At 61.1% G+C, this 22,884-nt stretch carries 18 protein-coding genes and 1 pseudogene; 3 read left to right on the top strand and 16 right to left on the bottom strand.

Annotated features, from left to right (window positions below):
* Window positions 1–24 precede the first annotated feature (24 nt).
* Together HPQ62_RS19710 and HPQ62_RS19705 are read left to right on the top strand one after the other, a co-directional pair.
* Window positions 25–1,038: a TRAP transporter substrate-binding protein gene (locus HPQ62_RS19710; protein ID WP_174804311.1), complete on the top strand. Its 1,014-nt coding sequence runs from the start codon at window positions 25–27 to the stop codon at window positions 1,036–1,038.
* Window positions 1,039–1,106: 68 nt separating this feature from the next.
* A pseudogene (locus HPQ62_RS19705) lies at window positions 1,107–1,405 on the top strand (integrase core domain-containing protein); the annotation flags it as partial.
* A 106-nt stretch (window positions 1,406–1,511) separates the two neighbouring features.
* On the opposite strand, the gene HPQ62_RS19700 reads toward HPQ62_RS19705, so the two are convergent.
* The 10 genes from HPQ62_RS19700 to HPQ62_RS19655 form a co-directional block, all read right to left on the bottom strand.
* Entirely contained in the window at window positions 1,512–2,600 is a 1,089-nt protein-coding gene (locus HPQ62_RS19700; RefSeq protein WP_174804310.1) for a linear amide C-N hydrolase, read from the bottom strand.
* A 152-nt stretch (window positions 2,601–2,752) separates the two neighbouring features.
* Window positions 2,753–3,589, bottom strand: a complete 837-nt coding sequence (locus HPQ62_RS19695; protein ID WP_174804309.1) for a hypothetical protein — start codon at window positions 3,587–3,589, stop codon at window positions 2,753–2,755.
* An 85-nt stretch (window positions 3,590–3,674) separates the two neighbouring features.
* On the bottom strand, window positions 3,675–5,363 hold the full coding sequence (aspT, locus tag HPQ62_RS19690) for an aspartate-alanine antiporter (RefSeq protein WP_174804308.1): 1,689 nt from the start codon (window positions 5,361–5,363) through the stop codon (window positions 3,675–3,677).
* Between the two features lie 59 nt (window positions 5,364–5,422).
* Complete coding sequence (locus HPQ62_RS19685; protein ID WP_174804307.1) at window positions 5,423–6,568, bottom strand: calcium:cation antiporter; 1,146 nt, start codon at window positions 6,566–6,568, stop codon at window positions 5,423–5,425.
* 71 nt (window positions 6,569–6,639) lie between these two features.
* Window positions 6,640–8,130: a TolC family protein gene (locus HPQ62_RS19680; protein ID WP_244629786.1), complete on the bottom strand. Its 1,491-nt coding sequence runs from the start codon at window positions 8,128–8,130 to the stop codon at window positions 6,640–6,642.
* Window positions 8,130–9,959, bottom strand: a complete 1,830-nt coding sequence (locus HPQ62_RS19675) for an FUSC family protein (protein ID WP_174804306.1) — start codon at window positions 9,957–9,959, stop codon at window positions 8,130–8,132. Before HPQ62_RS19675 ends, HPQ62_RS19680 begins: the two co-directional genes overlap by 1 nt.
* Entirely contained in the window at window positions 9,943–10,977 is a 1,035-nt protein-coding gene (gene mdtN, locus HPQ62_RS19670) for a multidrug transporter subunit MdtN (protein WP_174804305.1), read from the bottom strand. The genes HPQ62_RS19675 and mdtN overlap by 17 nt, the downstream gene beginning before the upstream one ends.
* 4 nt (window positions 10,978–10,981) lie before the next feature.
* The gene (locus HPQ62_RS21120; protein WP_244629785.1) at window positions 10,982–11,344 is read right to left on the bottom strand and encodes a YtcA family lipoprotein; all 363 of its coding nucleotides are present in this window, start codon (window positions 11,342–11,344) and stop codon (window positions 10,982–10,984) included.
* 23 nt (window positions 11,345–11,367) lie between these two features.
* On the bottom strand, window positions 11,368–12,201 hold the full coding sequence (locus HPQ62_RS21245; protein WP_174804304.1) for a YfaZ family outer membrane protein: 834 nt from the start codon (window positions 12,199–12,201) through the stop codon (window positions 11,368–11,370).
* Entirely contained in the window at window positions 12,198–13,655 is a 1,458-nt protein-coding gene (locus HPQ62_RS19655; RefSeq protein ID WP_174804303.1) for a metal-dependent hydrolase family protein, read from the bottom strand. Before HPQ62_RS19655 ends, HPQ62_RS21245 begins: the two co-directional genes overlap by 4 nt.
* A gap of 299 nt (window positions 13,656–13,954) precedes the next feature.
* On the opposite strand from HPQ62_RS19655, the gene gad reads away from it, so the two are divergent.
* Window positions 13,955–15,349 carry a glutamate decarboxylase gene (gene gad / locus HPQ62_RS19650; protein ID WP_174804302.1) on the top strand — a complete coding sequence of 465 codons (1,395 nt, stop codon included), beginning with the start codon at window positions 13,955–13,957 and terminating at the stop codon, window positions 15,347–15,349.
* 57 nt (window positions 15,350–15,406) lie between these two features.
* On the opposite strand, the gene HPQ62_RS19645 is transcribed toward gad, so the two are convergent.
* The 6 genes from HPQ62_RS19645 to HPQ62_RS19620 form a co-directional block, all read right to left on the bottom strand.
* Window positions 15,407–16,126 carry a helix-turn-helix transcriptional regulator gene (locus tag HPQ62_RS19645; RefSeq protein ID WP_174804301.1) on the bottom strand — a complete coding sequence of 240 codons (720 nt, stop codon included), beginning with the start codon at window positions 16,124–16,126 and terminating at the stop codon, window positions 15,407–15,409.
* A 476-nt stretch (window positions 16,127–16,602) separates the two neighbouring features.
* Entirely contained in the window at window positions 16,603–17,700 is a 1,098-nt protein-coding gene (locus HPQ62_RS19640) for an ABC transporter ATP-binding protein (protein ID WP_174804300.1), read from the bottom strand.
* A 2-nt stretch (window positions 17,701–17,702) separates the two neighbouring features.
* Window positions 17,703–19,610: a glycoside hydrolase family 127 protein gene (locus HPQ62_RS19635; protein ID WP_206678106.1), complete on the bottom strand. Its 1,908-nt coding sequence runs from the start codon at window positions 19,608–19,610 to the stop codon at window positions 17,703–17,705.
* Between the two features lie 55 nt (window positions 19,611–19,665).
* A complete protein-coding gene (locus HPQ62_RS19630; RefSeq protein ID WP_174804324.1) occupies window positions 19,666–20,526 on the bottom strand; it encodes a carbohydrate ABC transporter permease in 861 nt (286 codons plus the stop codon).
* Between the two features lie 23 nt (window positions 20,527–20,549).
* Window positions 20,550–21,476 (bottom strand): carbohydrate ABC transporter permease, encoded by a 927-nt coding sequence (locus HPQ62_RS19625; RefSeq protein WP_174804298.1) that lies wholly within the window; start codon window positions 21,474–21,476, stop codon window positions 20,550–20,552.
* A gap of 74 nt (window positions 21,477–21,550) precedes the next feature.
* On the bottom strand, window positions 21,551–22,798 hold the full coding sequence (locus HPQ62_RS19620; protein ID WP_425312657.1) for an ABC transporter substrate-binding protein: 1,248 nt from the start codon (window positions 22,796–22,798) through the stop codon (window positions 21,551–21,553).
* Between the last annotated feature and the right edge of the window lie 86 nt (window positions 22,799–22,884).

The following is a 22,884-nucleotide window of genomic DNA, read 5'->3' as shown; positions in this document are numbered from 1 at the left end:
GCTTACTGAATGGGAGGATACACAATGCGTTTGTCTAGAAGAGAGGCCATCAAACTCGGAGCCATCGGCGCGCTGGCGACACCGTTTGTGCTGCAATTTGGTCGCGCCTATGCTGCAGAGTACATATTCAAGATCGGGACTGACGGACCGCTCACCGATCCGACCGTCAGGGAAATTCTTGTGGCCGCAGAGCGGATCAAGGAGCGTACGAACGGTACCGTCGAGTTCCAGATTTTTCCCAACAGTGCACTCGGCGCCGGAACGAGCATGATCGGTCCGGTCAAGTCCGGGGCGGTCGAGGGCTATTATCTGACGTCCGCGATCCTGGCGAATGTGTCCCCCGATGCAGCGATCAGCGGCATCCCCTTCGCCTTTGACAGTTATGAAGCCGTCTGGAAGGCGATGGACGGTGAACTCGGCGATCAGATCAAGGCCAGTGTTCGCGCGGTTGGCCTCGAGCCTTTCGGCAAGGTGCTCGACCTTGGCTTCAGGCAGGTGCTCACGAACAAGCCTGTCGAAGCGGTTGACGACCTCGACGGCGTGAAACTGCGGGTTCCGCAAAGCCCCCTTTATGTCGGTTTGTTCCGATCGCTGGGGGCGCTTCCGACGCCGCTCAATTTTTCCGAAGTTTATCCTTCGCTGCAAACGAAGATCGTGGACGGAACCGAAGGGCCGCTCAACGTCATCCTCAATTCGAAGCTCTATGAGGTGACGAAGTATATCGCCATGACAAACCATATGTGGGACGGCTTCTGGCTGACGATGAATCCTGCATTCCTGGAAAGGCTCCCCAAGGAGAGCTATGACATTGTACTCGAGGAGTGCAATGACGCCGCGGACCGCGTTCGCCAGAGTCTCGTCAATGACGAGAAGACCTCGACCGAGACCCTGATGGCAAAAGGCATCACCTTCACCGAACCGGATATTGCGAGCTTCCGCGAGAAACTGACGGAAAGCGGCTTCTATGCGGAGTGGAAGGAAAAGTTCAGTCCCGAAACATGGGCAGCGCTCGAGAAGGCTGCCGGTCAACCTCTTTGAGCAGGCGGATATTCTATTGACGTTACTCCGATGCCGCGCCACCGGCGCGGCATCGTGTTTGATTGGATCGTGTCCCGGAGGTCAGAACCGACAATGGGCACGAGTTCCAGGCCAAATTCCATTGGCACGTCGAAGATCAGGGCATCCGGCATGTCTACATCAAACCCGCATCGCCACAACTGAACGGGAAGGTCGAGCGCTCGCACAGAACCGATCAGCAGGATTTTATCACTTGCTGTCTTACAAAGGTGATGTCGACCTCAAAGCCAGGCTCGACGAATGGGAGAAGTTTTATAACCTCGCCAGGCTTCATGGAGGAGCCTTCAAGGGCAGCGCACCTTACGAAATTCTCCGGGAGCGGCCATAATCCTATCAGGGATGCATCAAAGCCCTTTCGGGCATGCCAGTCACAGAGTTCCTCCGCATATGAGACCGGCAGATCAAAAGGATGCGTTGCGACCCTTTCGAACCATTCAGTGCGACAGCAGCAGCCCCTCGGCGGCCTCGGCCGTGTGATCAAAGGCCTCGAGCGGAATGATTTTCGGGCCGTTGGCGCCCCTGAGCTTTTCCATCTCGAATTTCACATAGGAAAGACTGTTGTAGGAGCGCACGAAGATCGTGTTCCGCGCCAGATCGATCAGTGTGATCCATGACGTGTATTCCGTGATGAATTCCGGCGTCTCGGTCTGGCCGGTCAGCGCGCCGGCGGATTTCGTCAGGGCGCTTGCCTTGGCGCTGGAATAGACGGTTGCGCCTTTCGGGCGGTCGAACTTGTTCATGACATGGCCGAGCTGGCGGATCGTCGCGTCCTGCCCGTCGGTCTTTTCGGAAAAATTGGCATAGAAGACGGCGCGGACGAAACGGTCTACAGCCGTGTCGGAGGAGGGCAGCGATACGGCGGCAATGCCGGAATCCGGCTGGACAAAATTCTCGCCGAGGAAGGTCGCGGTCGAATGATCGACATTGCTCAGATGGGTGTAGTTGTTGAGATTGGTCAGATGCCAGTCGAAGCTCGGGCTGTTGGTCATCACGCCGATCGGGTTGTCGAAGACATGACGCGCGCCCTTGAAAAACTCGATGACGAGCGAGGCGCCGGATCTGTCGTGGACCGTATAGTGAAACGGTGGCAACACGCCGCCAAGGGCCTCGAGTGCATCGACGAGGATCGGCTGGTCATCAAGGGCGTGCTTGACTTCGGCAACCGTCGAGAAGCGGGCGAGCATCCACATGCCGAGATCGATGGCGGAGAGCACCGGAACATCCTCGCCAAAGGTGTCGTCCGGGCCATGGGTATCGGAGAAGGCGAGAATGCTGAAGTTCAGCCCGGCCTCATTGAGGCCTTCAACCACCTTGAGATCCTGCACGCTGCCATTGGGAACAACGATCGCGAAGATATCGTAGAGGCTCTCGTAGTCCAGTTTCGCGTGTTTGCCGGCCTTGGAGGACAAGGCGGTACCTTTGGGAAGGTAAGCGACGAGATAGGGCAGTTCTGCCGGCAGCTCCAGCGTGCGGCCAGCATAGACGGAACCCGAAAGATCCTTAAGAAGTAACGACGTGCACATGAGTATCCTCCTGAAAACTGAACCTGCTTTGAATTCCGTTGGCCAAGCTGCCGCCGTGCCCCGGCACCTTAGCCCGGGCGAGGGGCGGTTGGCACCTGTCGGGATGAACAGTCCCTGCGATGACCGCATCTTCATCTGAATGCGCCGATCGATCAATGTGCGGCATGCCGGGCCTCGACCATGCTGAGGGCTGCCGCGGTGAAGAAGCAGAAGGCCCCGAACCACAGATTGACGTTCGAGCCGTTCACCATCCACGCCGGATCCGTTCCGCGCGGCACATAGGCGATGGTCGAGGCGATCATGAAGGCGATGCAGCCGACAAGGTTGATGGTGACGATCCACCACGCGATTTCGTGACGGGGCCGTGCGCTGTGGGCGTGCGTCGTCTCGATATAGGCGAGATAGGCCGAAACCAGAAACAGCACCGAACCGATCATGCCCGGAAGCCAGATCACGGTATTCTGCAGCAACCATCCCTCAGGCACGGGGATCGCGTCGAAGGTGTTGAAATTGAAGGCGATCGTGCCGATGAACTGGGTGGAGGAACTGAGCCATCCGGGGCTCCCCGGGTCCCATCCGAAGAGGGCAGGACGCATGCGGCCGCTGGTGTAACGCTCATCGGTGTTGGCGGCCTGGAACAGCTGAAGATAGGCGGCCGTGGTGAACGGGACCGAGCCAGCGAAGAAGGTCGCGTTGGTGGTCCAGCCGGGCAACCCCTTCACCATGGCCGGAAACAACGCCATGGCGCTGCCGAGCATGAACAGCGACGAGCCGATGACGAAGATCAGCCCCATGATCCAGTTGTACCGCGCCGTCTGCCAGAAAGGCGCTTGCATATCGTCGAGCGCCCGCCTGTGGCGAAACAGCCCCTTGCGATGATCGCGTGCAAGCCAGAGATGCGCCCGGCCGCCCCTGTTGTAAAGGCGCAGGGTTACGAACGGCCACGCACCGCGCACCTCTTCAAGTCGGTCTGTTTCCGGGCGGTTCATCGTCTGTGCTTCACAATCGGGCAATGCCAAACGGGGTTGAGCCGGGATTTCGCAAATGAATGTATCAGGACCCTCTGCTCCATGGCTAATTGATCAGCACGATGACGATGCCGAACAAGGTCAGGATCGTGCTGGAGGTTGCATAAGGAACTGAAAAGCCGAGGGACGGGACCTGACTTTCGGCGCGGTCTGTGATCATCGCAAGGGGTGCGGCGGCCGTGCGGGACCCGGCACAGCAGCCGAGCAGGATCGCATCGTCGAAGCGGAATATGTATTTGCCGATATAGATCGACAGCAGCATCGGCAGCGCGGCTGCGGCAATACTCCATAGCACGAAAACGAAACCGAGTTCCTTCAGGCCCGCAACCACGCCGGGGCCTGCCGAAAGGCCAACCACCGCGATGAACATGTTGAGGCCGATCGAGTTCATGAACCATGTCGTTGCCTGCGGCACGCGGCCAAAGGCAGGCCGCACGGAACGCAGCCATCCGAACAGCAGCCCGATCAGCAACACGCCGCCGGCCGTCGACAGCGTCAGCGGAACCGAGCCGATCTTGAGTGTCAGCGATCCGACGAGCGCGCCGATGACGATGGCCGCGGCAATAAATGCGATATCGGCGCGGTTCGTCTCCCGGTCGAGATAGCCGAATGTCTTGGCGATGATCGAGATATCGGCGGAGCGGCCGACGACGGTGACGACGTCGCCGCGATAGAGCCGGGTGTCGGCAAGGATCGGAATGTCGACCGACATCGCGCCCCTGCGGATGCCGGTCAGGAAGATGCCGCGCGTCTCGGGCAACTGGGCGAGTTCGCCAAGCGTGCGATGGTGGATGTTCTTTGCGGTGATCAGGATGTCCGTGCCCTCGACCTGGACACCGAGAAGCTCGGCATCGTCGACCTCGTGCAGCACCGCGTTGACCTCGCCGAGAAGCACATGGCGTTCGCCCGCGAAGGCCACGACATCGCCGGCCTCCAGTACCGTCGATGTCGGCGCTTCCCCGATCAGTCCCTTGCGTCGCATGCGCGGGATGAACAGGCGGCGTCCCTCGAAGAAATGCTCCGCCTGTTCGACCGTCAGACCCTCGAGCGGCGATCCGGTATCGACACGATAGGCGCGCGCCACATACTGGTGCCATGCCGTACCGCGCCCGGAGCGGTCACCGGAACCGCCGTTCCTCTTGACGTAGTCGCGGCAGGCTTCGGCAAGATTTACGCCGATGAGCTTCGGTCCGAGTATGCCGAGCATGACCACGGAGCCGAACGTGCCGATGACATAGCTGATGGAGAAGGCCGCAGGCAGGATGTCAGTCGCGCTGGTCTTTGCGGCCACGGAAAGCGCGGACTGGGAAATGGCCGTTTCGGATAGCCCCAGAGCCGAAGAGGTCGTGGTTGATCCCGCATAGAGCCCGGCGGCGATGCCGACATCGTAACCGGCGAGCCTGACAGCCAGATAGACCCCGCCAAGGCTGAGCAGGCAGACGACTGCGGCGAAAGCGGCCTGCTGAAGACCGCCCGAGAAGAGGCCGCGCACGAATTGGGGGCCGGCGCTGTAGCCGACCGCAAAGAGATAGAAGACGAAGAAGATCGTCTTGACGTCGTCGCTGACCGTAATGCCGATCTGCCCGATGACGAGTGCGGCGAGGAGCGTCGCCGTGACGTCGCCGAGCGAAATCCGGGCGATCTCGACCCGCCCCAGCGTGTAGCCGAGGAACAGCGCCAGAAAGAGCGGTATTTCGACATTTTCTCGCAGGGTGGTAACGAGCCAGTCAAGCATTATCGATTGAACTCCGTTGATCGTTTGCAGTCTCGCCAGGCAGGCGCCGCCTCCAAATACTATGGCACCACGGTCAGCAGGACGAAGACCGCGAAAATCACGAGATGCACCGCGCCCTGCAGCACGGTGGTCCGCCCGGTTCCAAGCGTCAGCGTGCTGACGAACAGGGTGAGCAGCAGAAGCACGGTCTGCTCCGCGTTGAGGCCGAGCGTCAGCGGTTCGCCGATGAAGATCGAGAACAGCGCCACGATCGGGATCGACATGCCGATGCTGGCGAGCGCCGAGCCGAGAACGAGGTTGATGCTCTGCTGGATCCTGTTCTTGCCTGCAGCCTGGACCGAGGAAATTCCCTCCGGCAAAAGCACCAGCGCTGCGATCACGATACCGACCAGCGTGTGGGGAAGGCCGGCGGCGTTGATGGCGATATCGAGCGGATGCGACAGCGCTTCCGCAAGCAGGATGACGACCAGCAGGGACAGGGGGAGCATCAGGGCGCTCGTCGCGGTCATCCGTTTCGATGGCTTGTGCTGTGCGGTCGGGAAAAAGGCGTCGCCGCCATCTTCGCCTGCTTCAACGGGTTCGACCGCAGGTTTGGCCACAGGGATCGGTTCATCGATGAAGTAGTTGCGATGCCGCACGGTCTGCACGAACAGGAAAACGCCGTAGAGCACAAGGCAGCAGAGACTGACGACCAGAAGCTGCCCGCTGGTATACTGCGCGGCCGGGCCCGAGACGGCGAAATTGGGAAGCACGAAGGCAAGGGTCGAGAGCGTGCCGAGAACGGCAAGCGCCGCAGAGGCGGCATCCAGCTTGAAACTCTGTTCGTGATAGATCCGGCCGCCGCGCACGAGACAAAGGCCGATAATGCCGTTGAGGACGATCATCACGGCGGCGAAGACGGTATCGCGCGCGACCTCTTCCGCGCTTTCGAGCCCAGTGAGCATGACCGAGATAATCAGCGCAACTTCGATCAGCGTCACGCAGCCTGCCAGAATGATCGATCCGAGCGGCTCGCCGACCTTGGCGCCCAGAACTTCCGCATGAAGCACGGAGGCAAACACCGAGCCGCCGAGCAGCAGCACGGCGGGGACGATAAAGACAAGGGAGGTGGCGTGGATAATGCCGCCAACTTCAAGGCCTGCCACCACCAGCGCGATAACAGGCAGCCACAGGCTCCAGGAGGGGATGGATTGGCGGGCATGCATGCTTCTTGTGTCTCCTGATCGTCGAATGGTGTCGGCGGGCCTCGGCGCCGAAGCCCGTCGCAGCCTGTCTTCTATCTTGGCGTCAGCGCCGCCGGCAGGGCCTTCGTCGAGGTGCCGAGGACGAAGGCGAGGTTGGCAGCGGCCGTAAAGGCGGCCTCACGGGCATCGCCCTCCGCGAGCTGCGCATCGAGGAGGCCGTTTTGCGCGGTTGCCAGAGCGGAAACCGTGCCGACGCCGTTCTTGTAGGAATCGAGCGCGGAATCATAGGTCTTGTATGCGGCCTGCCGCAGCTTGACGGCGGAATTGTTGGCCTGGATCGCGGTTGTCAGCGCGTTCGAAGCCATCACGATTTCGCGGGCAGCCGCATCCTTCAGCTGGTTGAAGCTGCGCTCGGCGGCGTCCACCCGGCTCTGGGCCTGTTTCAGATTTGCCTCCCGCATGCCGGCGTCATAGAGCGGGATGGTGGCGCCGACCATGATATTGCCGTTGAAGCCGTTGTTCTCCACCGTTGGCAGTCCGGCGGCATCGACGCCGAGATCGTAGCTTGACACCGTGCCGAACACGCCGATCTTCGGCATGAAGTCGGATTTCGCCTTCTTCACGCCCTGCCTGCTGGCCTCGAGCGCTGCATAACCGGCGAAGATGTCGGGACGGTTGGCGAGCGCGATTTCGATCATCGTCTGGATGGAGGCGGTGGAGGCGCTCGGAATGCTGCGCGTATTGGTATCCTCGATCCTGAGCTTCGACATCGGCGATATGCCGACCGCGCCCAGCAGGGTCTGATAGGCATCTTGTTCCGCGCCGCGCGCCTGAACGGCCCTGAGTTCCGACTGCGCGACGATCTGCTCGGCCTGGGCAACATCGACGGAGGTTGCGAGCCCACGTTCGCGGCGTGCCGAAATCGCCTGACGGACGGTGCGGCTGTTGGCAAGCGCCTGGCTTGCCGCGCGATTGTGAGCGCGCGCCGCATTGTAATCGTGATAGGCGCCGGTCACTTCGAAGATCAGTTTCTGGTGCACGGCGTTGAACTGGTAGTTCGAGGCAAGGGAAAGCTGCTTGGCGCCTTCCACCACCGCGCTGCGTCCTCCGAAGTCGAAAGCGAGCCATTGCAGCGCCATGAACGGCACCACGCCTTCGATATTGGAGTTGAAATAGGCATTGCTGCCGATCGGGATCGGCAGGGCAGCGCTGTTGGAATTGCTGCCGCCGATGACATTGGCGGTAATGACGGGAAGGTATGTGGCTTCGGCCATGCCGACGGCGAGCGCTGCCTGCCGGGCCTGTTCCCACGCAACCCGCGTATCGGGATTGGTACGTTGGGCAAGGTCTATGAGTTTCGGCAGGCTGTAGACCTGACTTTCATCCACCACCGGGTCGGCAAGGGTGAGCGCGCCGCTCGCCTGGGCCGCAGCCCGCATCGCACTGTCGCTTGCGCCGGGTTGCCATGGCGTGTCCGCGGAAGAGGGTGCCAGTTCAAGAGAATCGGACACACACCCGGCAAGCGCCGCAAAGGTCAGCATCAAGAGGCTGCAGCCGAAGGCCGATAGCAAATTCCCCTTCATCAGAGCTCTCTCTCCGCCATCGCGGTCTCCCCCGTTTGTGTCGCCGCCTCCGGGCCCAGCCTGAGCTCTGCCTCGGTCAGCAAAGACCTGACTTCGCCGTCGACCTCAGGCTTGAAATAGAGCGCCAGCGACAAATCCCTCAACGCGGCGGCATCGCGGCTGAATGCGTTCCGCTCCGCTTTCCCCGGACGCATATGTCGCGGCTCATAGGATGCCATGTCAACCGCAGAGCGGATGATGCCGAGATCTGTCTGCACCGAGGCAAGCAGCGCGGTGGACGCGTTTCGAACAGGCTGGGTCTCGCCGGCAAGCGATTTCAGCTTCTCGACCGCGGCGCGCGTGCGCAGCTTCACTTCATCGCGAACGCTGACCGGCCAGATATGGGTGAAGATCAGATAGACGACCGCGTTGCCGAGCAGGATGCCGATGATGCGGTCGCCCGCGGCGCTGAGGCTGGTCGCGGGACCGAAGCCCTGCACGACCGTGAGCAGGAAGGCGAGCCCGATCTGGACGCCGCCATAGGAAATGCGCTCATTGCCGGTCGAGACCCAGGCGGCGGCCGAGATGACGCCGAAGATCAAAAAGGCAAGGCCGCCGACCGAATCCAGTTGCGGAATGACGAACAGGATCGTCATCAGCCCCAGAAATGCGCCGATCAGACAACCTGTGATGCGCAGGACCAGCTTGTGCACGGTGTCGCCGGTGGTGCCCAGAGCAGCGACATAGCAGGTGATCATCGCAGTATGGATGCCCTGCCAGTCGATCGCGGTGTAGATGAAGTAGCATGTAACGGCGGCGAGCGTGGTCTTCAGCGCGAAATGCAGATGTCTGGGATTGGTGAAGATGTCGGGCGCAACAGGCGGATCCTTCACGGGTGCGCCGTTTGCGAGCGGAGTCACCCGGCCGAGATCCTCAAGGGCGGCGCTGACGGTCTCAAGTTCCGGGCAGGCTACCGGCAGCTCTTGCATGGCGGGCAGGGGCCTTTTCGCAAGCACGGCGTCTGCGAGCGCCCGGCAATGCTCTGCCAGGTGCCGCCCCGCTTCTCTGTCTCCGGTTTCGGGAAGCGCGGAAACGGCAAGTATCAGGCGGTAACTGTGAGACTGGCTCCGTTCAAGGAAGCTGTAGGCATCGCCGCGCAGGATCGAGAGCAGCTTGATCAGCTGAAGCTGCTTGTCCTGTTCAGCCGTGCCTTCGCCAAGAAGCTCCGCCAGCGCTTCGCGCGAACGCTCTTTGCCTTCAAGACAGCCTGCCGCGCGCTCAAGCCGTTCGGCAATGGTCTGGCGCAGAAGCTTTTGCGGTGGGATGCCGAAGAGCAGGTTGTAGACCGCCATCACAGCCATCGGGACGAACACCATGGCCCAGGCATAGAGCACGGCGCGCGTCGCGATCTCGCCGAGCGGAATATTGCCGAGCAGCGTCAGCACAAAGGAAATCACAAGCGCGATGATCCCCGCCTGCTCGCCCGCCTTGGTCGCGGAATCGAGATAGAGGAAGATGAAAGAGGCGATGACGATCGCCGCGATCTGCGCCGGCGGATGATCGATGGTGAGGTTGATGATGCCGATCAGCAGGAAAACCACGAAGCTGACGGCGATGATGAGGCCGATCCCGGTCACCACGTTCTCGGCAGCATTGGCGCGCATCAGGAAGATCACCAGATAGCAGCCGATCGCCGCTTCCGGGAAGTGATACATCATCGAGATGACGCAGGAGATCGCGCAGATGGCGCCGATCGACAGCGACAGCCTGAGCCTGCCCGGATAGGGCGCAAGGTCCTCGATCAGGCGGTGCGAACGCCGCCTGAAGTCGGTCTCAGCATGGGTCGCCATGGCGGATCACTGTCGAGGCGGATGCGCCCATACGCATCAGGTTTTCGGGTGGGTCGATAAGCTGGATGCGAACAGGGAAACGCTGGGCGATGCGGACCCAGTCCAGCTCTTTCGGCACATAGGGGAGCGCGCTTGGAAGCTTGAGCTCGCTTTCCGTGGCCACACCCCAGCCGATGCCTTCGACGACGCCCCGGATTTCGACGGAACGGTCGGCCATGACATAAACGGTCGCGCAGCTGCCCGTCGGAAGCTTCTTCAGTTCGGCTTCCCGGTAGAGCGCGTCGGCATACCATTCGTCTGTGTTGATCAGGGTGAACACCGGTTCTCCGGGAACCGCGAACTGGCCGGAGGAGGTGGTGAGCCCCACCACCCTTCCGTCATGCGGCGCATAGATTTTCGTGTTTGCGAGATTGTAGCGTGCAAGATCGAGCGCCGCCTGACGGCTCTGGATCAGGGCCTCGGTCTCCGCCGGCGATGAAACCAGAGCGGCAGCGGCCTTGCTCTGCTGCAGGGCCTGTTCGAGAGAGACCTCGGCATCGCGCTTGGCGGTGCGCGCATCCTGTACTTCCTGATCGGTGACATACCCCTTCGGCTGCAGCGGCAGCAGGCGCGAAAGCGTTTCGTCCGCGAGTTCGAGGTTGACCCGCGCACGCTCGATCTGCTGGACGGCGATCTCGGCATTGGCTGCCTCGGCCTCGATATTGCGCTCCTGGGTATCGTAGAGCGCCTGGGCGGCCTTCAGATCGCCTTCAGCCTGCACCACCAGCAGGCGGTAGGTTTCGTCATCGATCTCGAACAGCAGCTGACCCTTTTCGACCTTGCCGTTTTCGGCGACGCGGATCGATGAAATCCGGCCCGGAACGGTTGACGAAATCTGCGTGACGGGCGCGGTCAAGGTGGCGTCCTGCGACAGGATGTCGGTATCCATCCGCACCATGTGCTTCCAGCCCAGATAAGCCGCCGCGCCGATGACGACGACTGGAATAAGGGCAAGGGCTGCGGCTTTCGGGCTCAGCATGGCATTACCGCGCAAACAGGAGGAGGGAGGACGCAAAACCGATGGCGATCGCAAGGAAAAGGTAGACGACAACGCGCAGCGGCATCACGTCGTCCAATCCGACCTTGATGAAGACCAGTCTGAGAATGACTGTGGCGACAATCCCAATCAGCGCGCAGGCAATCCATGATGGAAAATACGCGCCGAAGAAGGGGATGACCGGCCCGTTGCCCGCAGACGAGCACGACGGCAGCAACAACCCCGTCACAAAAAGGAAGATGGCTCCGATTTCACGCACAAACACACCCGGTTCGCTATCTTGTCGCCATGCCGCTGCTTGCAGCCTTGGCGGAAATGCCAATATTCGTGCACGGACAGGTCGAGTCAACTGCCTCGCCTGATATCCGCCCATCAGAAAGAGAATGTCATGCCGATCGTGGGGCCCTGCAAAACGGTATCGAAAACATGTCCATCATCGTCGTAATCAATCGACAGATATCGGTATCCGAACGCCAGCGCGGCTGACCTTGTAATCGCATAGTTCACGGTTCCCATTGCCTGCCATGTAAGATCCGAGCCCACGGAAAAGCCGCTGATGTCGGCTTCTCCAACGATGCGGAACCGGTTCCCGAAATCATAGCCGGCACGAAAGCCGATCGCCGGCTCGACCCAGCCGAAGTCGCTTGCGGCGCTGTAGTTCAGCCCGGCAGCGGGGATGGCCGCATTCACCGCGTTATCGAGATGCGCCAGTCGAATGCCGGCGAGGGCATCGAGGTTGAAACCATCATCCTCGACAACACGAACGGCTCCGAAAATGGCCCCCATGAAAAGCTTGCTGTCGACGTCGACGTTGATTGCCGGAACCGTCACGCCGTAGACGGGGATGGTGACGGGGCCGCCGGAATGCTCCTCCGTCGTGTCGACATACATCAGGTCGGCGTAGAAGCCGAACTTGCCGTTCGTGCCCCACGCATTCGCGAAACCCGCAACATTGAGATCTTTCAGGATGTCGGAAAAACTGCTGTCGACGTGAACCTCCGGCGCACGGCGAAAGGGCGACACCGTTCCTGTCATGCCGGTGATCCATACATAGGGCGTCAGCTCGAACTGCCAGCCATCCGCGACCTGGTTCGACAGCGGCTGGGCCGCTGCCGGAGGTGCGGCGATATCCGCGGATCGTGCCGTGGTCGCAGAGACGATCGCCATGAGGAAAACGAGCGCCAGCCCTTTCGAGTAACGTTTCACTGTATCGCTCCATCCAGCCTGTTCTTGAACAGGCGCCCATCTTTCATGATCATCGCGAAATTTTCCGGATCGGCAATGATCGCGATATCCGCGAGCGGGTCGCCGTCGACCAGCAGCATATCGGCAAGCGCACCCTGTTCGATGACGCCGAGCCGGCCGGAATAGGGATTTCGTTCTCCCGAAAGCGCCAGGAGTTCGCCGCTGCGGCTGGTCGCAAGTTTGAGGAGCTCGGCCGGCGAAAACCACTCCGCAAGTCTCGCAAGCTGGGCCCCTTGTGTTTTCGTCTTTGCCGGATTGAACAGGATGTCGGTGCCCCAGACCATGCGCTCGAAATTGTATTTCCGGGCCCATTCGAAGCAGCGGATCGTCCCTTCGGCGATCAATTGCTGCTCGCCGCGCTGCTTTTCCGTGCTCATCGGATTGGCGAATTCTCCGCCAAGGAAGGGCTGGATGCTCCACCAGATGCCTTGGTCCAACATCATTTTCACGCTGTCCTCATCTGCGAGTTGCCCGTGTTCGATGCATTGCACACCGTTTTCGATCGAGCGGCGGATCCCCTTGGCGGTGTAGACATGGGTGCAGACATAGGTGCCCCAGTCGTTTGACGCCTGCACCGCCGCGCGGATTTCCTCCGGTGTGAACTGCAAGCTCGGAACCGGATCATAGAGGGAGGAAACGCCGCCGCCGGTCATGATCTTGATCTGGCTTGCGCCCAGCAGCAACTGTTCGCGCACGCGGTTCAGCACCTGCGGCACGCCATTGGCGATCGATGAAATGCCGGCGTTCTCGGCATGGCTGAGATTGCTCTGATCGGACTCGGGAATTTCCCATTCCATACGGAAGTCGCCATGGCCCGAGGTCTGCGATATCATCGCTCCGGAGGGGTAGATGCGCGGGCCGATCGCAAGGCCGCCATCGATTGCGCGTTTTAATGCGAAGGAGGGGCCGCCGACATCCCGCACGGTGGTGAAGCCGCGCATCAGCGTCTTCTGGGACTCGTTCGCGGCGACCAGGTGGACATAGGGGATCTGCGCCGACATCGCCGTCTGCATCGGGATGGCGCAGAGCAGGGAATGCCAGTGCGAATCGATCAGCCCCGGCATCAGGACACGATTGCCGCAATCGAATATCTCGACGTCGGCAATGTCCTCCGCAACCGGCACCAGCGCCTTGATCCTGTTGCCGCTCACCAGCACGTTGCGGCCTTCAATCAGCGCATTCGACAGCCCGTCGAAAATGCGGACATTCGCAAAGAGTTTGTCGCGATCGCCACCTGCGGCGCGTGCCGGAAGCGATGACAGCGCGCCTGCAGCAAAAGCGCCTGCGATCGTCTTGAGAACGGAGCGCCGATCGAAGCCGCGCGTCAGGCGATCGTTCAGCCGCGCGAATTGAGGGGTATGACAGGGGCAGCCGGCCTGCTGGACAAGATCCTGGTATTTCATTCCGGCGCGCATGTGTCATTCCTGCGGTTTTTAGGTATGCTGTCGCAAGTGTTCGCGAACGGGCGCCAGTTTGCAAGAAAGGTCTGCGCGAAATCGACTGTCAGGTCTGACAGTCGCCATCGAAAATGCGCGTTGATTGCAATTCAAGCGCCTGGTTCTGGTGGATCAGAGACGCGGCTGCCATCTGGCGCAACTGTCATGTCGGACAGTTTCTGTCCTTTCGAGAAAGCGGTAGCCTGCCGCGTTCATTGATTTAAGATCAGCAGACCGGTAGCAAATTTGTCTGTGTAAGCCGAAACGGAGGAAGACCATTGAGCGAGAAGCGCGTGGCGGAAAGCCTGTTCGACCCGAACGACGAAACCTATGGCGCGGCGGATCTGTCGGCCATCCTGCCGAAGTCCGAGTTTCCGGCAAGGGAACGCGCGCCGCGCCTTGCCTATGCCGCGATCAAGGACGAGCTGATGCTCGACGGCAATGCGCGTCAGAATCTCGCGACCTTCTGCCAGACCTGGGAAGAGCCGGAAGTCCATCGGCTGATGGATGACTGTATCGACAAGAACATGGTCGACAAGGACGAATATCCTCAGACGGCCGAGATCGAAGCGCGCTGCGTGCGGATGATCGCGGATCTCTGGAACGCTCCGGAAGGCAATGCCACGGGCACGTCCACCGTAGGTTCGTCGGAAGCTGCCATGCTTGGCGGGCTGGCGATGAAACGGCGCTGGGAGGCCAAGCGCAAGGCGGCGGGAAAACCCACCGACAAGCCGAACCTGATCACCGGTCCGGTGCAGATCTGCTGGCACAAGTTCACCCGCTACTGGGATATCGAACACCGCGAAATCCCGATGGAAAACGGCCGCCTGCTGATGACGCCGGAAGAGGTGCTGAAGCTCTGCGATGAAAACACGATCGGCGTGGTGCCGACGCTCGGCGTGACGTTTACCGGCGAATACGAGCCGGTGAAGGCGGTCTCCGACGCGCTGGACGATCTTCAGGCGCGCACCGGGCTCGATATCCCGATCCATGTCGACGGCGCGAGCGGCGGTTTTCTGGCGCCATTCTGCGCGCCGGAGCTCGAATGGGATTTCCGCCTGCCACGGGTCAAGTCGATCAACACCTCGGGCCACAAGTTCGGCCTGGCGCCGCTCGGTGTGGGCTGGGTGGTCTGGCGCGAAGAGAAAGACCTGCCGGAGGAGATGATCTTCTGGGTCAATTACCTCGGCGGCAACATGCGCGACATCGCGCTCAACTTCTCGCGCCCGGGCGGGCAGGTGGTCTGCCAGTACTACAATTTCCTGCGCCTTGGCCGCGACGGCTACCGCAAGGTGCATGATGCCTGCTATCGCTCCGCGGCCTATCTCGCGGAGGAACTGGAAAAAACCGGTCTCGTCGACATCGTCTTCGACGGCGCGGCCGAACGCGGCATTCCGGCGGTATCATGGAAACTGAAGGACGGGATCAAGACCGGTTACACGCTGTTCGATCTCGCAGACCGGCTGCGCGCGCGCGGCTGGCAGGTGCCCGCCTACACGCTTCCTGCCAATTGCGAGGACCAGGCCATCCAGCGCATTCTGGTCAGAAACGGTGTGAGCATCGATCTCTGCTCGCTGCTGATCAGCGATATGCAGGCGGCCGTCGACTATTTCAAGGCGCACCCGGTGGTAAACCCGTTGACCGAGGATGAGGCATCCGGCTTCCATCATTGATGGCGGGTTATAACCGCAAGGATGAAACTCTGCCTGGAAACGAAGGTCCGGCAGAATTCAGCCACCCAAGCCCAGAGCCGCATAGAAGGCGGCGGCCTGGGTGCGGGAGGCGACGTTGATCTTGCCCAGAATTTCGCTCACATGGTAGGCGATCGCCCTTTCGGTGCGGCCGATGATTTTCGCAATTTCGCCATTGGTCTTGCCCTTGGCGATCCAATGCAGAACCTCGACCTGTGCGCCGGACAGCCTGTCGAAACGACGGATATCATATTCGCAGAATTCGCCTTCCCTGAAGGCAGCCAGGCGCGCCGCCGCGACGCTCGCCAGTATCGTGACCGCTGGAATAACCGCCTGCGGCGGGGGCGTGTCTTCAATGGACAGAAGGGTGATCGCGCTGAACTTTCCGCTGTTTGCCGGAAGCGGCAGTGTGAGACCGCCTTTGATCCCCTGAAAGCGGACATAGTCGTAGTAGTCTTCGCTGCCCGGCCTGTTAAAATGCTCCTGTCGCCAGAGAAGAGGCGTGGTGTTGCCCTTGATGTGTTTCATCAAAGGATCTCTGCCGACCCAGCGATCGTTGACGTAGGTATCCAGCTGGCTTGTGGTCCAGGTGGAAATTGTTGGTCTTGACATAAGCTCATCAAGAGAAGCGCGATGAGTGCTAAAGTTATAACTTACAAAGCCGAGGCTGTTTAAGCTCTCGGTAAATGCACTCTTCAATTCCAGAGCGTCAGTCGCGAAAGCAATTTTCGCAGTCTGCTCTGCCAATGCATCCAGCATTTCGATTCCCTTTGACCCGAAACAGAAGATCCTTTGATTCTCGGAACCGTCTTGGATTTTAAACTTGCCTCAAGCAGCAATATTTCTCCAGAGCCATTTCCATTGCAAACACTTTGTTCTGCCTTGCGACGGGTACGATCAGGCAGCGCTATCAGCGTTGTTGTAAACCGGCATCCGGGTCCAGCGCCGATGCGGAGCGATAAGTCTTTGATATATTGGAATTTTTATGGTCCTGAGTCCGCGACGAATGACGCTGGCGACCGCCGATACGCATCTACACCACGACCTGGGACACGATCGTTTAAAGCCCTGTCCTCCGCTTCTGCCCCTTTTTTTAAGCTATTTTGGTAGCTTAATCTTGACGCCTTGGAGCGACATGATCGCATGCGCGACGCCCCGGAGTTGGTCGCATAACCCCACCTGAAACCGCATTCAGCAAACCAAGGCTGGTTCAGAAAGTTCGCGCATCACGTCATCTATCGGATCCGGGCCTCGTCATCACCGAATACATAGACGTTTTCGGCTTCGACGTTCAGCGTCAGGGTGGATCCGGCTTTGGCGATTTCGGTTCGTTCGACCTCCACCGTGCAGGCCGTGCCGCCGATCGTGCCGTAGAGATAGCTTGATCCGCCGAGAAATTCCGCGAAGTCGACCGTGAACGGCAGTCCGGTTTCGCCCTGCCGCGCCGGTCGCCAGTGCTCCGGCCGGATGCCGACGGACACCCGGGTTCCGTCACCAGGCCTTGCTTCGAGCTTCGGACAGGGCAGCGTCGCGCCGGCGATTTCAATGTGGTCGCCCTGAATGACGCCGGTGAGAAAGTTCATTTTCGGCGAGCCGATGAAACCGCCGACAAACATGTTGTCGGGGTCGTCATAAAGCCTCGCCGGCGAGCCCACCTGCTCGATATGCCCGCCGCGCAGCACCACGATCTTGTCGGCAAGCGTCATCGCCTCGGTCTGGTCGTGGGTCACATAGATCATGGTATTGCCGAGCTCGCGGTGCAGCCGGGCGATTTCGATGCGCATGCCGACCCTCAGTTCCGCATCGAGATTGGAGAGCGGTTCGTCAAACAGGAAGATTTCCGGGTCCCGCACGATCGCCCGACCGATGGCGACGCGCTGGCGCTGTCCGCCGGAAAGCTGGCCGGGCCGCCGGTCGAGATAGTCCGTGAGCTTCAGAATGTCGGCTGCCTGACGCACCTTGGCCTCGACCTCCGCCTTCGGCCGGCCCGCAACCTTCAGGCCGAAGCCCATATTCTGCTCCACGCTCATGTGCGGATAGAGCGCATAGGTCTGGAACACCATCGCGATGCCGCGGTCCGATGGGTCTTCATCGGTCACGTCCGTGCCTGCGATCAGCACATCCCCGCTCGTGACGTCCTCAAGGCCGGCGATCAGCCGCAGCAAGGTCGACTTTCCGCAGCCCGAAGGACCGACGAAGACGACGAACTCGCCGCCTTCGATCTGCAGGTCGACATCGTGGATGACCTGCACGGCTCCGAAGGACTTGGAAACCCGACGAAGCACCAGCCCTGACGGGTTGCGCGCCGGGGTCAGCCTTTCTATCTGGCGCATGGTCATGCCTCCCTGCGCAGCCAGACCAGCATTGCGCCCGGCGCACGATTGTCCCAGAGATAATAGGGTACGGCCTTCAGACTTGCGGCTCCTCGCTCCGGCGGCGTCGTTGCGTAAAGCGCATCGGTCGGCTGGTTCTCGACAATCGCCTCGATTGCAAGCGACACGGCATCGCCAAGGCCTTCTGCCTGATCGAGGCGCATGCGGGCGCCGTCCTTCACCACATAGGCGTTGAGCGGAGCCTTGTTGTCGGTTTCCTCCACGCAATATACCAGAGGGCCACGCAGAAGGGCGACCCGGCCCTGATCGGTGGCGACAGCGTGATGGGCGTAGAGCATTTCCGGCTCCATCTGCAGGTTCAATTCAACCCTGTCGCCCGCCTGCCAGCGACGCTGAAGACGCAGATAGCCCTTTTCCGGCGTTGCATCCGAGGCTTCACCGTTGACGGCAAGCGAAAAACCCTTGGCCCATCCCGGCACACGCAGCGACAGGGTAAACTCAACGGGGGTTTCCGGTGTCAGCGTCACGGTGATCCGGCCATCCTTCGGATAGGCCGTTTTCTGCTCGACGCGGGTCCTGACGCCGGCCACTTCGATCTCGGCGGCGTTTTCGCAATAAAGATGCAGCGCCAGTTCATCCTCGGCCACGCCATAGAAATAGGTGCCGATCGAGGCGACCAGGCGGGAGATGTTGGGCGGGCAGCAGGGGCAGCGGTGCCAGCGCCAGCGGTGGTGAGCGCCATAGCTTTCCAGCGGATTGTCGTAGAAGAATTGCGTGCCGTCGGCCGAGAGGCCCGCCAGTGCGCCGTTGTATAGCGCCCGCTCCATCACATCGGTAAACCGGGCATCGGGCGCGCGGCCCAGCATGCGGCTTGCCCAGAACACCAGCGCAACGGCGGCGCAGGTCTCAGCATAGGCCGTGGCATTCGGCAGGTCATAGTCGAAGGTCAGCCCCTCATTCTCCTTGGAAGGGCCAAAGCCGCCGGTGACATAGAGGTTGCGGTCGGTCAGGTGCGACCACAGCGCCTCAAGCGCGGGGTCGAGGCTGTCATCGGAAAACTCGGTGGCGACATCGGCCATTCCGGCATAAAGATAGGCCGCCCGGACCGCATGGCCAACGACCTCGCGCTGTTCGCGCACCGGCTTGTGCGCCTGGCAATATTCGTAATTCCCGAAGTGGAAATCGTCTGGCGACCCGCCGCGGGCGACAGCCTCCGCATCATAATAATGCGGCTGCTGACCGCGCTGGTCGACGAAGTACTTGGCAAGATCGAGGTAACGCTGCTCGCCCGTGGCGCGGCCAAGTCTGACAAGCGCCAGCTCCAGTTCCGGGTGACCGGGATAGCCATGTTTCTGGTCGGCCTTCGGACCGAAGGTCCGGTCGATCAGGTCTGCGTAACGGCACATGATGTCGAGGAGCTTCCGCTTTCCCGTCGCCTGGTAATAGGCGACGGCACCTTCGATCAGGTGACCCGCATTGTAAAGTTCGTGCTGATCGCGCAGATTTGCCCAGCGCGTGCCGGGCTCGATACGCAGGAAGAACGAATTGAGATAGCCGTCTTCGGCCTGCAGGCGCCCGTAGGCATCGACAACCTCGTCGATCCTGGCTTCGAGTTCCGCGTCACGTGTCCGGTTGAGCGCATAGGCCGCCGTCTCGATGCTCTTGCCGAAATCGGAATCCCAGAACATCTGGGTCGTGACCGTGTTTCCGTGCTGATACGGGATCCTGAGACCGGGATTGGGCCGGTCGGGATCGACCTGGTCGAGCATGCCCGCCTCGATGCAGCGGTCGAACAGGAGCCTCGCCGTCTTCGTGGCGATCATGTCGATCTGCGGGCCGAAGAAGCCTCCGACATCGACCTGGTTGACTGCCAGCGGGCGAAACTTGGACTTCGGGGCCAGAGCGTCCATCGTCTGGCGTGGAGCATTGTTGCTCATGGGTAATTCCTTTCCTGGAGCGATCAAATTACTTAACCGCGCCGGCTGTCAGGCCGCGGATGTAAGAGCGTTGAAGAATGAGAAACAGGATCATGCAGGGGATCATCATCACCGTGACGCCGGCCTGGACCGTGCCCCAGTCGATCGAGCCAAAGCGACCGCTGCGCACCGACGTCATCAGCACCGGCAGCGTAAACTTCGACTGATCGGTCAGAAGCACCAGCGCCGCGAGGAATTCGTTCCAGGCGTTGAGAAAGGCAAACAGGCCGACGGTGACGACGCCGGGCAGAACCAGCGGGCCCATGACCTGGACCAGCATCCGCACGCCCTTGACGCCGTCCATGCGTCCGGCCTCCTCGATTTCCTTCGGCACGGCATCGAATGCGTTGCGCATCATGAACACCGAGAACGGAAGCTGGAGCGTGGTGTAGATCAGCACCAGGCCGACGAGCTTGTTCTGCAGGCCGAGCTTGGCCAGAAGCAGGAACAGCGGCGTCAGGATCGACTGGAACGGGACCATCATCGTCGACAGGATCAGGATGAAGGCCACGCCGCGCAGCGGAAAGCGGAAGCGGGAAAACCCGTATCCCGCAAGGATCGCGACCAGGATGGTCAGGCTTGCGGTTCCGAGCGCGACGAACAGCGAATTGCCGATATAGTGCAGCACCGTCTGGCCATACCCCTCGAGCCGGGCATAGCTCGACAGGCTGAAACCCTCGGTCGGCCAGGGCGGCAGGGGCGGCTTGCCGGATTCGGCTGGCGAGCGGAAGCTTGCGAGGATGCACCAGACGAGCGGCGCCAGAAACAGCGCGGCCACGAGCACGGCCGTCACATGGAAGATCAGGCGGTGAAACCGGAACCGGCCCCGGCGGGTCGGTTCCGCGGCCATGGTGGGAGCGAGCGTGGCTGCGTTCATCGCTTTTCTCCCCTGTCACTCAGGAGCACGAGCTGTAACACGCTCAGCACCAGCAGCACCGCCAGAAGCACCACGGAGAGCGCCGCCCCGTAGCCGAGGTGGAAGGACACGAAGCTCTCGTTGAAGATCTCGTAGACGGCCGTCACCGTCTGCCCGTGCGGCCCGCCGTTCAGGATGATGTAGAACTGGTCGAAGGCCAGCATCGAACCGGAGACGCAGAGGATCAGCGCCAGCGCGAAGGGTTTGCGGATCAGCGGCATGGTGATGTAGCGGAACCGCTGGAACCATTTCGCGCCGTCGATCCGCGCGGCCTCCTGGTAATCGCTCGGGATCGACTGCAGCCCGCTCATCAGGATGACCATGAAGAAGCCGGACATCTTCCAGACCACCATGACGATCACGGACCAGAAGGCAGGTGTGAATTCGGCGAGGATGTTGATGCGTCCAGCCGTCAGGCCCAGCTCTTCGAGCAGCGGTGAAAACAGGCCGGTGTCGACATTGGAGAGCCAGGACCAGAGCAGCGCCGCCGAGGCGAAGCCGGTGACCACCGGCAGGAAGTAGATGGTGCGATAGGCCGAGATCGCCCGCCCCTGTCCTTGCACGATGAAGGCGAGGCCAAGGGCGATGCCGAGCAGGGCCACGGTCACCACAACGGTATATTCGGCGGTAAACCACATCGAGGACCAGAAGTTCCTGTCGGACAGCAGCCGCTCGTAATTGCCAAGGCCGATGAAGCGGGGAATGCCCATCAGCGGCCATTTGTGCAGCGACATCCACACTGTCATGCAGAGCGGCACGATGAAGAACATGGCGACCAGGGCCAGTGCCGGAAGCACGTAGAGAAGCCCGGTCCATTGCCGGCTGCGCCGCCGTCGCTTCCTGGGTGGCGGCGTGACGGCCTCCTCCAATCCGATGTCAGACATGGGAAATCCTTTCAGAGCGAAAGATCTGGCGGTCTCCGCCGCTTGCGGCGGAGACCCTCCCGCAAGGGCGGGTATCAGCGCGATGCGTCGATGATCGACTGCATCTCGTCCTGGCCTTCGTCGATCGCGGCCTGCACATCATCCTCGCTCTTGGCGAAGAATGCCTTGTTGAGCATCGCGGTCCAGGGGCTCTGGGTCGCGTTGATGATGTCGTTGAACACCGGCGTATACGGCGTCTTGCCCTTGGCCATTGCCTTTGCCGCCGTCAGGTAGCGCGCATCGAGACCCTCGAGCGCCTGTTCGGCGATATCGTCACGCACAGGCAGCGAACCGTTCTGGGCGAGGATCTTCTGTCCTTCGAGCGAATAGGCGAATTCGAGGAAGGATTCGACGGCGGCAAGCTTGGCGTCGCTGGTCTTGGCCGAGACCACGAAATTGTCGCCACCCGCGAAGGACGACCAGCCCCCGTCCTTGCCCGGCAGATAGGTCACGCCGTAGTCGACATCGGGATACTGGCTGTTGAGCGCGCCGATCGCGAACGATCCCGAGGGCGTGATGCCGATATTGTCGCCGGCGAACGCCGCGAAGAAGTTCGCGCCGCCATCCGTCTGCGACCCTGCCGGCACCAGGCCGTCCATCACCATGCCGCGATAGAAGTCGATCGCCTCCTTTACCTCAGGCGTATCGAGCGTCGCCTTGGTGCCGTCATCCTGCAGGATTTCGCCGCCCGACGCCCAGATCAGCGGGGTGAAGGTGAAGATGTTGCATCCGCCGCAATTGCCGGAGAAGTAATAGCCATAGGTGTCATCGCCGAGCGCGCCGACCGCCTTGGCGTCGGCGAGGACGTCGGCCCAGTTTTCCGGTCCCTTTTCAGGGTCGAGGCCGGCTTCCTTGAACAGGTTCTTGTTCCAGATCAGCACCGAGGCGTCGGCCGAGAACGGCAGGCCATAGATCCTGTCGTCATAGGTGCCGACGCTCAGGTGGGCCTTGGACAGGCTGTCGTAGAACGGCAGGGACTTGGCGAATTCGGTCATGTCCTTGAGCTGCCCCGCCTCGGCGAAGGCGGGGGTGTAGATCAGGTCGAGCGACAGCGCGTCGGGCTGCGAGCCGCCGGCCGAGGCGACGGCGTATTTCTGCACCAGTTCGCCCGTCGGCACGATCTGGAGTTCGGCCTGATCGCCGCCCTTGGCATTGAACGCCTCGACGAGCTTCGGCATGAACACCGAGCTGTCGGCGCGCGTCCAGAGCGAGAATGTTTCTGCCTGGGCAAGGCCCGGCAAAGCGATGGCGGCGATCGCGGCGCCGCTGAGTAAAGCCTGCAGTCCCATTTCAATTACCTCCCATTTGGTCCCACGCCAGCTGCCCGAATGGAGCTGAGCTAACGTTTGCGCAAAATGCGCGACTTCCT

The sequence above is a fragment of the Martelella limonii genome, from assembly GCF_013344475.1.
Classification (GTDB): Bacteria; Pseudomonadota; Alphaproteobacteria; order Rhizobiales; family Rhizobiaceae; genus Martelella; species Martelella limonii.
The sequence above is the reverse complement of the archived record's forward strand: the minus strand, read 5'-3'. Positions and strand labels throughout refer to the sequence as shown.